Genomic DNA, 11,359 nt, shown 5'->3' with positions numbered 1-11,359 from the left:
GCGGCCAATGCGGCGAGCTTTCCGTTTTTCCTGTTTGCGCTGTTCGTGATCGCCCTGGGTCTGGGCTGTCTGGAGACGGCGGCCAACCCGTACGCCACCGTGCTGGGCGATCCGAAAGGCGCAGAGCGACGACTGAATCTGGCGCAATCGTTCAACGGCCTTGGCCAGTTCGTCGGGCCGCTGTTAGGCGGCGCGTTGTTTTTCAGCGCCGGCAACACCGGCGGTGACAACAGCTCGCTGCAAACCACTTACGTGGTGATCGCGGTGATCGTGCTGCTGGTCGCCGCGCTGTTCGCCCGCACGCCGATGCCTGATCTGCGCGAACAGGAATCGAGCATCCAGCGCCAGGACAGCAAGACCCTCTGGCAGCACCGGGAATTCGTCGGCGGCATGATCACGCAGTTCTTCTACGTCGCGGCGCAGGTCGGGGTGGGCGCGTTCTTCATCAATTACGTGACCGAGCACTGGGCCAGCATGACCAGCCAGAGCGCCGCGTACCTGCTGTCAGTCGCGATGATCTGCTTCATGTGTGGGCGCTTCTTCAGCACCTGGCTGATGGGCCGCATCCCGGCCCAGCGACTGTTGATGGTCTACGCGTGGATCAACGTCGCCCTGTGTGCGGTGGTGGTCAGCGGCGTGGAAAGCGTGTCGGTGGTGGCGCTGGTCGCCGTGTTCTTCTTCATGTCGATCATGTTCCCGACTATCTTCGCCATGGACGTGAAAAACCTTGGCCCACACACCGAACGCGGCAGCTCGTTCCTGATCATGGCCATCGTCGGCGGCGCCTTGATGCCGTATTTCATGGGGCTGGTGGCGGACCACTCGTCCACGGCGCTGGCGTATCTGCTGCCGCTGGGGTGTTTTGTGGTGGTGGCGATTTATGGGCGCAGCGGGTTGCGCGGGCGGGGGGCGTGATCTCGCTTTTCCGGCGTGACGACAGACGCTTTCCCGGCTGAAGCCGGTCCTACAAATCGGGGTTGCAGCCAGTCCCGCTGGCTGCACGCATTGATTTGGCGGGACCGGCCTCAGCCTGTTTTATCATAAGCACATCAGGTTCAGACAAAGATGTAACACCGGAATTGAGAAGATCGTTGGTCCGTCGCCATCAACGATATTGCGCCGCATCAAGTCCTGGCAAAGGTATCCCAGAGAGTTTGCCGGATAGCATCAAGTCGCGCGTTAGCTGCGATCCGCTGCTCGACGGTGTCGCGATCTATGTAGATGTCTGAAAATTCCGACTTGGAACCCGCCATAGTTCTGTAAATAGATCCAGCCTCCCACGCAGGCGTTCCTGGCAGAGCGTTCTCCGACAATATGCTGACAATCGCGTCAATACCTCTGTCAAAATCACCGCAACGCTCACCGTGGTATATATGCTTAAGTTCTAAAAGCATGCTTACAAGCGTTGAGTTAGTCATAGTTGCACCGCATTTAATAGGAATTGGATTGCCAACTACCTCTACACCAGGCAGTTTCCAAGGCTCATGCACAAAGATTTGCCATATGTCATCACCCCCGACAAATATGCCCCCCGGGCTCCCTACCGGCCCCTCGTAAACTATCGTTCCGGCGGGGGATTTTGATGGCGTAGACAGTGTTCACGGGAGAGCTGCCAGTCAATTCTCCCGTAACCGGATCAATCCATTGCGGCTTGACAGCGGTGTCGATTCTAACTTGAGTTACTGAGGTGGGGGCCTCCTCCGTAAACCACTGACCCAAAGCTTTCCCATTGGAATCTCCGCCTCGATGGAGGATCACATCCTCTGAAAGTTCTACCGCATTATATCGGCCTCCACCAAAGTTCCCCGCTGGGCTACCTCTTAATTCTGCCAAAGGTCCGGGATCATTGATCATGTCGAACACACCGACAACCCTCCCTGGCAGGTTCGTACTGACAGCTGAATGCTTGTCGATTTTCGACTCAATCGTTTTTTCTTGCGGTTGTGGCTTATCAGCGTTCGGTGCTGATGCCTCAGCAGACTTTGCGATATTGGGTGTAGCGTCATTGGCAGGTTTGGGGATATTGGATGTAGCATCACCAGCAGGTTTTACGGTACTTGGTGTTGCATCACCGAAAACTTTTTCAATATCGGGTGTTGCACCACCGGCAGATTTGGTTAGCGGAGCTCTTTCTTTAATTTGCAATTCCGGATGGGACAGGATCTTCTGCTCGTTTATCGCGAACCAGTTCGCAAATTCCTTGTTCGAAATCTCCGCCTGAAGCCTTGCACTGCGCGTGGAAATGCTTTCCAAACTGCTAGTAATGCCTCCCTTTAACTGTCCACGGGTCAAGAAGGTGACTAACGCAACCAATAGCAATAACACTAACTGCTCTTGCCCGCGTGCCAACTGCCGAGCTGCGCGCTCGTTCTTTTCTCTGATAGTTGCCGCCGACGCACCGCTAGGGTCCAGTCCTTCGGGTATCAATCCGTCCTCTGCCTGCCACGCCGTGCTCAATCCTTCCCACAAACTCGACAGACAGGGCTGAATGCCAGCGGAAAAATATCCGGTGATTGACCAGAGGCCCAGTGCACCGAGGATTAAATTGCCAATCTGCAAGCCTATGCTGCTTCCAACCACAACGCCCGGCGCCGCACCAATACCGAATGCCAGAGAACCGGCTGCACCTCCGACAGCACCACCTATAGCAACGCTACCACCCAGGATCATGACAACTTCCTGCACTAGCTGGAGCAGTACCGGCAAGATCTGCGAGATGTTGATCGAAGCCCACTTACGGGACAAGTCCAGTTGCAGGATCGGGTACGACTGCTCCATAGCGTGCCGGACGTTATCAGTTCGACGTCCGCCCGCGTAGCCATAGGCTTGGCAAGCGCCGTTACTGATTCTCCGAGTGAAACCGTCCCAGGCGTCGTTGGCGCTCTGCAAACCATCGCTGACGCTTTGGTTGAGCTCGCTGTATTTCTGGTCAAGGTTTCGCTCGATGTCGCCCCAACTGGGCACAAGAGCCAAGAGGTCCGCTTTCATTTCACAATCCTTGGGAAGAGTCTGTCCATGTTCCCGCGTAAGCGACCCTGACGCTCACTGGTGATGGCTAAGGTCGACAGTAGCGGGCGCCAATCCTGCCTTATCGGTTTGCCATCGTCCATTACTGTGAAACGCAGCATTGCGCGGCGGCTCATAAACACAAACGGCGGCCACTGATCAATCCACCTATCTTCACTTTTCCTTTCTGAATGAGCGCATAAACCTTGGTGGGTAGAGGGAAGGCAATTACTGGCCGCCGCAAAGATTCGTCCGCGCGAAATTGCCCAATATGGCTCCCGCCCCAAGTACGTTAACGGATTGATTCTCGGGGCGTGGAAGATGAGGCGTGCAGCTTTCCGGCTGAAGCCGGTCCCACACATTGGGGTTTCAGCGAGACCCAATGAATGCATGCGATGCCTTGGTGGGACCGGCTTTAGCCGAGAAGTGGCCGGTGGGAGCAGCGTGATTTTGTGGTGTAACGACTGACGCCTTCCCGGCTGAAGCCGGTCCCACTGGGTCGTGCGTTGTTTTAGTGGGACAGGCTTTAGCCGGGAATTGGCCGGTGGGAGCAGCGTGATTTTTGTGGTGTAACGACTGACGCCTTCCCGGCTGAAGCCGGTCCCACTGGGTCATGCGTTGTTTTAGTGGGACCGGCTTAGGCCGGGAACTGGCCGGTGGGAGCATCGTGATTTTTGTGGTGTAACGACTGACGCCTTCCCGGCTAACGCCGGTCCCGCTGAGTGAACGCGGCATTCCCACGCGGAGCGTGGGACTAATCACATCAGAGGGTCAGGACCGAGCTAAACCTCAAGGCTTGGCGATGTCCGTGCGACTCACCGCGGGCGATTCCTTGGGCAGTGTCGCGCGCATCTCCCCCACTTGCCCGGCGGTGACAGCCGGTGCCTGATTGCCCCAGCTGTTGCGGATGAAGGTCAGCAGTTGCGCCACTTCTTCATCGGACATTCGCCAGGCGAAAGCGGGCATCCCGAGTGGCGATGGCGCCGTCGCGGTGCTCGGCAGTTTGCTCCCCGCCAGCACCAGACGAATCATCGACACCGGGTCTTCCGACAGCACCGACGAGTTGCCAGCGATCTTGGGGAAAACCCGCTCGTAACCCTGTCCGTTGGTGCGGTGACAGGCCGCGCAGTTGTCGACATACAACTCAGCGCCGCGACTGCCCTCCTGTCCCGCCGCCAGCGCCTTGGCAGTGGCCGGGTCTGCCTTGAAGCTGGAGACCTGACGCTCATTCGCCGGCAGCGTTTTCAGGTACGCGGCCACCGCCTGCAGGTCGGCATCGTTGAGATGCTGGGTGCTGTGCACGACCACATCCCCCATCGCGCCGCCCAATACCGCGTGGGTCGCACTGCGGGCGCTGCGCAGGGTGGAGACAATGTCGTCCTTGCTCCAGCTGCCCAGTCCGTCGGCTGGATTGCCGCGCAGATTCACCGCCAGCCAGCCGTCGATGACCGGGCCGCCCGAGAGAAATTCCGCGCCCGATTCATCCAGCGCTTTTTCTTCCAGCGTCAATGCACGGGGCGTGTGGCAGCTGCCGCAGTGCCCTAGCCCCTGGACCAGATAGGCCCCGCGGGCGACCTGCTGATCCGGGTAGCGCGTCGCGTCGAACACCACGGCCTCGGACGTCGGCGCGAAGACTTTGCGCCAGATTGCCAGCGGCCAACGCATCGACAATGGCCACGGCACGTCATTGACGCGGTTCTCGCCGCGCACCGGGGCGACGCCGTGCATGAAGTACGCATACAACGCACGCACGTCGTCGTCCGTGGTTCGCGCATAGGCCGGATACGGCATGGCCGGGTACAAGCTGTTGCCGTTCGCCGCGATCCCATGGCGCAGCGCGCGGTCGAAGTCGTCCAGCGAATAACGGCCAATCCCGGACGCTTCGTCAGGCGTGATGTTGCTGCTGAACAGCGTGCCGATGGGCGAGGCAATTGGCAGCCCTCCGGCAAAGGGCTTGCCGCCACTGGCCGTATGACACGCCGTGCAATCTCCGGCGTCCGCCAGGTAGCGACCTTTTTCCACCAGCGCGGCCTGATCGGTGTCGGGCGCGGGGGCGAGTTTCGGCGTGGAGGTCGGCCAGAGGGCGAACACCAGCAGCGCGACAAACACCAGCATAGCCAGTGAAATCAGGCTAAAGAGAAACTTCTTCATGGTCATTCTCCTTAAGCCTGAACCAGTGGGCCGGGGTTCTTCAGGTACTGCTCCCGAATGGCCGTGGCAGACCAGTACGCCAGCGCACCCACCATGCCGGTCGGGTTGTAGCCGTTGTTCTGCGGGAATGCGTTGGCGCCGATGGCAAAGACGTTATGCACGTCCCAGGATTGCAGATAACGGTTCAGCGCCGAGGTCTTTGGATCGCTGCCCATGATCGCGCCGCCACAGGTGTGGGTGCTCTGGTACTTGGTGATGTTGTAATGCTCGCCGGGTTTCTTGGCGTCGCCGGCCAGCGCGATCGGGTTGAGGATCTTCGACATCTCCAGCGCCTTGCCCACCAGGAACTGCGACGCCTTGACCTCGTTGTCGTGCCAGTCGAAGTTCATGCGCAGCAACGGTCGACCGAAGCCGTCTTTGTAGGTCGGGTCCAGGCTCAGGTAATGCTGCTTGTAGGACATGCAGGCGCCCTGTACCTCGAAATAGAACGAGTGACGGAACGAGTCGCTGGCCGCCTGTTTCCAGGCCGTGCCCCAGTTCGGCGTCCCTGGTGGTACGTTAATTCCGCGCACCGGCCCGGCCCCTGGCTGCCGCGCCCAGATGATGCCGCCGCCGACAAAACCGGCCTTGGCGTTATCCAGCTGGTTGCCGTTGAGGTTGTCCATGGTCGTGCCGGCGCCACCGATACCGATGAACTGATTGGCCTGAACGTCCTTGTTAAAGAACAGCACCACGCGGTTGAGGTTCTGGTAGGAATAATTGCGCCCGATGGTGCCTTCGCCGGTCTGCGGATCGTAGGGTTTGCCGATCCCCGAGAGCAGCATCAGGTGAACGTTGTACAGCGAGAACGCGCACAGCAACACCAGATCGGCCTGCTGTTCGACCTCCCGGCCCTGGGCATCGAGGTAGGTGACGCCGGTGGCTTTTTTTCCCTCGCTGTCGAGGTTGACCTTGAGCACTTGGGCGTGGGTGCGCAGCTCGAAATTCTTGCGCTGGCGCAGCACCGGCAGAATGCTGATGTTGGGGCTCGCCTTGGAGTAGTTAAGGCAACCGTAATCGCTGCAGAAACCGCAGGCGTTGCACGGACCCATCTGGCAACCGTACGGGTTGACGTAGGGCGCCGACGCGTTGGAGGCCGGAATCGGGTACGGGTCCCAGCCCATTTCCCGCGCGGCGCCGTAGAACATTTCGGCGCCGAGGTAATTGGGGTTGGGGCCCAGCGGAAACTCACGGGAGCGCGAGCCTTCGAAGGGGTTGCCGCCGGGTTGCTTGACCCCGCTGATGATCCCCGCCTTCCCCGACGTGCCGCAGACGTACTCGAAGTGATCGAAGTGCGGTTCGAGGTCTTCGTAGCTGACCGGAAAATCCTGAATGCTCATGTCCGAAGGAATGAAGCGTGACCCATAACGCTGCTCGACGTTGGTTCGCAGCTTGAAGTCTTCCGGCAACGCGCGGAAATGGCAGCCGGACCAGTGACTGCCCGCACCGCCGACGCCTGTGCCGGGTTTGAACGAGCCCATCTGCCGATAGGGCACAGCGGTGGACGTGAGGTTGTGGCGCACCGTGACGGTTTCCTGCGCCAGGCTTTGCAGGTAACGACGATGCACCGAGCCTTCCAGCTCATCGACGACTTTGGGGTAAGCGAAATCCGGTTGCGTGTCGCGGTCGGCGCCACGCTCCAGAACCACCACGTTCAGCCCCGCGTCCGTGAGTTCCTTGGCCATGATCGCGCCGGTCCAGCCCATGCCGACAATGACGGCGTCCACTTTCGGTTTTGCGTTAGCCATGTTCAGCCCCTCCGCCCGGACAGATCGACCGGACCCAGCGGATACGGCGTGTCGCGTACCGTGATCCAGTCCATGTAATCGGCGCGCATGCCGGGGTAGCCGATCATCTTCCACGCGCCCATGTTCTTGTTGCCGCCATGGGACGGGTCGGCGAAATAGCCGTTGCGCACTTCGTTGAGCAGGTTGCTGAAGAACAGCTTCGACGCAATGTCGTCCAGCGCCAGCTTGCCGCTCTCGGCCGCCTTGAGCACGTCTTCCTGCTGGGGCGTGGACAGCTCGGCGAACACCTTGCCGTCGAAGGTCTTTTTGCAGTTGGCGTCCATGGCCTTGATGCCCAGGCGCAGCGTTTCGCGCAGGTTCAGTCGGCCCTGATAGCCGAACTCGGGCGCCGCCTCGAGGAACGGGCCCTGCATGTACCAGATGCCACCGTTGGCGTACGGCGTCTGCATGTGCCGATCCAGAAATTCGGGGACGCCCAGTTCGACGGCGCCGGGCCCGACGTGGTCGGCCGGGATCAGACGATCACAGGCAGCGATGAGAAACGCCCATTCTTGCGGCGTAAAGAACGTCGGCGTGTAATTGCCAGCCGCCGCTGCCGGATTCGGCGCGGCAGACGGGCCTTGCTTTGCGTCGCTGGCCGGCGTTTGCGCGAACGCACCGGCAGGAAGGCCGGCACCGGCCAGGGTAACAACCGGAATAAGCGTCAGCGACTTGCGTAGAAAATCGCGACGCGCCGGGGAGGTGTCGTCATCAAACATCGTTCGCTTCTCCAAAAGACCCATCACGTGTGGGCGTCTTTTTTCTATTTGTTCTTCTTATGGTTGACCCGCGCTGTGGCGGTCGAGGCGCGCGCGGGGCAATTACATCGCTGGCTAATCATTGCCAAGCTAAGCATTCGGGCGTTACTAGACCAGCTAACGCCTCGGCGTGCCCGGGTTAAACGATTCATCAAATCTTGAATTGGCGAACCAGGGCGCTGAGGTTGCCGCCCAGCGTGGAGACGTCACGCATGGTGCGTGAGCTCTGCTCGGTTTCTTCCGCGAGGTTTTCCACAGCACCAGCGATCTGATGAACGCTGCGGTTGATTTCCTCGGCCACCGAGGTCTGCTCTTCGGCAGCACTGGCAATTTGCGCGTTCATCGCGTTGATGGTGCCGATCAACCCCGAGATGGAATCCAGCGACTGACCCACTTCGTTGGTCTGCTTATTGGCGCCCTCGCCCGCTTCAGTGGAACGGCGCATGGCTTCGACCGAGGCATGGGTGCCTGTTTCCAGACGGGTGATCATGCCCTGGATTTCCTGGGTGCTTTGCTGGGTACGACTGGCCAGCGCGCGGACTTCATCGGCGACCACCGCAAAACCGCGACCGGCTTCCCCGGCACGCGCGGCTTCGATCGCTGCGTTGAGGGCCAGCAAGTTGGTCTGATCGGCGATGGAGCGGATAACGGCGAGTACCGAGACGATGGAGCGCACGTCTTGCTGCAGGCTGTCGAGGCTGGTACCGCCCAAGCGGATATCGTTCACCAGCGAGTTCATCGAGGTGATGCTGGTGCCCACCACTTTGCGCGCGGCCTGGCCTTGCTGATCGGTTTCCGAAGCGGCCTCGGCAGCCCGCTGCGCGCTGTGCGCCACTTCTTGGGCGGCGGCGGACATCTCATGAATGGCGGTGGCGACCTGATCGGTCTCTTCGCGCTGACGCTGCATGGCTTTTTCGGAGCGCAGGGTTTGCTGCGTGGCCTGATTGACCAGTCCGTCCAGGTCGGTGGTCATCTGCGCAACCTGCGCAACCATGGCGTGGATCTTGTCGACGAACAGGTTAAACGACGCCGCCAGATCACCCAGTTCGTCGCGGCTGGTGACCACCAGGCGGTGGGTCAGGTCGCCGTCGCCAGCAGCGATGTCGTCCAGGTTGCTTTTGAGAATGCGCAGAGGGCGGACGATGCCGTTGGCCGTCCAGATGCCCACCGCTGCCGTGAGCAGCAGCAGAACCAGCGTCACCACGAACACACTGCCGAGGATGTTGCGGGTGCGACTGGTAACGGCGGCCTGTTCCAGAACCATGGCGGCGTCGATATCGTCCATATTGATCGCGCTGCCCAGCACCATGTCCCACTTGTCCAGGTACACGGTATAACCGAGCTTGGGCACTTGCACCGCTTCATCGCCGGGCTTGGGCGCAGCGTAATCAACGTAGTGTTTACCGTTCTTCGCCACTTCCACGAAGGTCTGGTAGTGGTAAGTGCCGTCGGGGTCGCGGGTGTCCCAGAAGCTTTTGCCGACGCCCGCCGCGCTGTCGCCGCGGAAAACCCGCAGGCCCTTGGTGTCGTAACCGAAGAAATAACCATCTTCGCCGTACTTCATAGGCTTGAGCAGCGCCAGTGCCTTGTCTCGTGCAGCCGTATCCCCGAATGGAGAGGCATCGTGCAGCGGCTGGATCGTGGTCAGTGCCACGTCAACGTAATTCTTGAGAACCTCACGATTGCGCTCGACGAGCTTTTCGCGGGTTTCCTGCATTTCCAGATCGGCGCTGCGCTGGAGCACCCACGCTGCCACGCCGCTGAGAATCAGCGCGAACAGCAGGGCGGGAATGATGGCGAGACAGAGCAGCTTGCGCTTGACGGTAAGCTTCATGGGATAAATTACCTCCTGGTCAGTGGTCCACCACTATCGGCCGGAGATCATACAACTTCAAACATTTTGATGGCTATTTGACGCCAACGTTTTGGCCTCGGCTGAACAATGCTCCTCAGTGAGAGCTGCAGGCCAGAGCGGGCGCGGGCTGGGGGTGCAAAACTGCCTGCTTCCGTTCAGGAGCGACAGCCTGTTCTGGCTAGCGGACAGTTGTCACACAACTCAAGCCCGGTGACTCGGTACCGCACGCAGCACACCCGGCGTCGGCGTATCAGTTCGTCTTGCCCGTCGACCTTGAGGTAGCGCACCGGTTGGTACAGCGGGTTGCGGCGTCCGTGCGGTCGGTATTGGGCGTTCAACAACTGGTGACCATGATTGAGATCAGCGTGGGGCATCGCGTTTGCCAGTACGCCCAATAACCATTCGAAATAGTTGCCGGCGTTGCTCCACAGCACTTTGGGCGAGATACGAGCGTGAGCGGCGATGGCCTCGATGAATGGTGTGAGGTGCCCTTCGAGCAGGTCGTCGAAACGCGCGAAGGCGTCGGCCGGACGCGATGGCCAGCGCTGGCCGGGGTCACGAAGTGTGAAGGCGGCAGGCAAACCGGCGTCGTCGAGGATCAGTTGCAGGTGATCGAGCTGAAGCGGCAGACGGTGCTGGAGGATCAGCGAGGCCCCGACTACCGGCGGTATCAGCGTGATGAAGTAGTGCTTGCTCCAGACCGACGCCAGTCCGCGCGAGTCGCTCCCAGGATAGGCAGCGCCAAACCGGCTCAGGACGTCGCTCAGGTGATCGCCCGTCAGAAAGGTGCGCAGGGGCACGCCGACGCGGGGATCGTCGGGCAGCACCAGCACATCGCGGTAGTGCTGGAAACCGGCAATGAACAGCGGCGCCAGCGCAGGAATCATGTGGCGATTCGCTGTGCTGACCGCCTGCTCATCGTGAAGCGGTCAATGGGACTGCTGCCGCGCCAGCACCCACAACCCGTGCTCCAAAGCCGGGAACAGGCTGTTGTTGAAGTTGTTCCAGCGCAGTTCGAGGATCGTGTCCTGCGGCGCGATGGGCGTGTCCAGCACGTCGAAGACCACCTCGCCGGAATCGATGCCGGTGTCGACGTAATGGAACGACGCGCCGGTCATGTTCACCACTGGAATGTCGATCATCTCCCGTGTCGTCCAGTCGATCACCTTTTTGCCACGCGCGCCGTACAGGGCATCGAGGGTGGCGTAGGCGCCGCGCCGTTCGTACGGCGATTCAAGGCGCGTGATACCCGGATGGACGTTGAAGATGCGCCGATGGAAATCAGCGCCTTCACGCACCAGTTCGTCGAGAATCACCAAAAGCCCGTCCAGCACCACAATGTCGGCCCCAAGCGCGTGCAGGCGTTCGCCCAGACGTCGTTCGAAATCCGATTTGCCGGCTGGCCGCCCGCTGTCACCCAACGGCAAGGCGCGGTAGCTCGACGGCACGTTCTCCAGCAGGTCATCGACCTTGCGCCCCTGCACCGTCAGGCCCGGCGGGTAGAACCAGTGCTGGCCCTCGCCCGGCGCGAAACCGTAATCTTTGACGCTCTCGCGGTCCCGCGCGGATGCGGGGTTTTCGTCGTAAATGATCGCTTCCAGCGAATAATGGTCACCCAGCGCTGTCTCGTTGAGCGCCTTGACCAGGTACTCCAGCGGCGAGGTCATGTATCGCTGCTCGCCGTGGTAATCGACGTATTGACCGGCCTTGTCCGCCGCCGCGTTGCGCAACGACCAGACGTAAACAAGTTTGGTTTTCTGCAT

General features: G+C 60.4%; 7 protein-coding genes and 2 pseudogenes. 1 reads left to right on the top strand and 8 read right to left on the bottom strand.

Annotation, left to right across the window (positions count from 1 at the left end; translation table 11 throughout):
- A partial coding sequence (locus VF672_RS21605) for an MFS transporter (protein WP_331106692.1) occupies window positions 1-915 on the top strand: 915 nt, incomplete at its 5' end.
- Window positions 916-1,509: 594 nt separating this feature from the next.
- Here VF672_RS21605 and VF672_RS21600 read toward each other — a convergent pair.
- The 8 genes and pseudogenes from VF672_RS21600 to VF672_RS21570 all read right to left on the bottom strand — a co-directional run bounded on the left by VF672_RS21600 (window position 1,510) and on the right by VF672_RS21570 (window position 11,359).
- Complete coding sequence (locus tag VF672_RS21600; protein ID WP_331106690.1) at window positions 1,510-2,988, bottom strand: DUF6861 domain-containing protein; 1,479 nt, start codon at window positions 2,986-2,988, stop codon at window positions 1,510-1,512.
- 807 nt (window positions 2,989-3,795) lie between these two features.
- Window positions 3,796-5,157 carry a cytochrome c gene (locus VF672_RS21595; protein ID WP_331106688.1) on the bottom strand — a complete coding sequence of 454 codons (1,362 nt, stop codon included), beginning with the start codon at window positions 5,155-5,157 and terminating at the stop codon, window positions 3,796-3,798.
- An 11-nt stretch (window positions 5,158-5,168) separates the two neighbouring features.
- On the bottom strand, window positions 5,169-6,944 hold the full coding sequence (locus VF672_RS21590) for a GMC family oxidoreductase (protein ID WP_331106686.1): 1,776 nt from the start codon (window positions 6,942-6,944) through the stop codon (window positions 5,169-5,171).
- Window positions 6,945-6,946: 2 nt separating this feature from the next.
- Window positions 6,947-7,702, bottom strand: coding sequence for a gluconate 2-dehydrogenase subunit 3 family protein (locus tag VF672_RS21585; RefSeq protein WP_331106684.1), 756 nt, complete (start codon window positions 7,700-7,702; stop codon window positions 6,947-6,949).
- 190 nt (window positions 7,703-7,892) lie between these two features.
- Window positions 7,893-8,489 (bottom strand): annotated as a pseudogene (locus VF672_RS24720) (methyl-accepting chemotaxis protein); the annotation flags it as partial.
- Between the two features lie 261 nt (window positions 8,490-8,750).
- Window positions 8,751-9,458: pseudogene (locus VF672_RS24715) on the bottom strand (cache domain-containing protein); the annotation flags it as partial.
- Window positions 9,459-9,751: 293 nt separating this feature from the next.
- The gene (gene fhuF, locus VF672_RS21575) at window positions 9,752-10,483 is read right to left on the bottom strand and encodes a siderophore-iron reductase FhuF (protein WP_331106681.1); all 732 of its coding nucleotides are present in this window, start codon (window positions 10,481-10,483) and stop codon (window positions 9,752-9,754) included.
- A 42-nt stretch (window positions 10,484-10,525) separates the two neighbouring features.
- A complete protein-coding gene (locus VF672_RS21570; RefSeq protein WP_331106679.1) occupies window positions 10,526-11,359 on the bottom strand; it encodes a N(5)-hydroxyornithine transformylase PvdF in 834 nt (277 codons plus the stop codon).

The sequence above is a fragment of the Pseudomonas sp. genome (assembly GCF_036387035.1).
Lineage (GTDB): Bacteria > Pseudomonadota > Gammaproteobacteria > Pseudomonadales > Pseudomonadaceae > Aquipseudomonas.
This window is presented reverse-complemented; position numbering and strand designations above follow the sequence as displayed.

Bases quoted from the DNA above. Each gene is read 5' to 3' on its own strand.
- VF672_RS21590 (WP_331106686.1), bottom strand. From the start codon at position 6,944: ATGGCTAACGCAAAACCGAAAGTGGACGCCGTCATTGTCGGCATGGGC.
- fhuF (WP_331106681.1), bottom strand. From the start codon at position 10,483: ATGATTCCTGCGCTGGCGCCGCTGTTCATTGCCGGTTTCCAGCACTAC.
- VF672_RS21570 (WP_331106679.1), bottom strand. From the start codon at position 11,359: ATGCAGAAAACCAAACTTGTTTACGTCTGGTCGTTGCGCAACGCGGCG.
- VF672_RS21585 (WP_331106684.1), bottom strand. From the start codon at position 7,702: ATGTTTGATGACGACACCTCCCCGGCGCGTCGCGATTTTCTACGCAAG.
- VF672_RS21600 (WP_331106690.1), bottom strand. From the start codon at position 2,988: ATGAAAGCGGACCTCTTGGCTCTTGTGCCCAGTTGGGGCGACATCGAG.
- VF672_RS21595 (WP_331106688.1), bottom strand. From the start codon at position 5,157: ATGAAGAAGTTTCTCTTTAGCCTGATTTCACTGGCTATGCTGGTGTTT.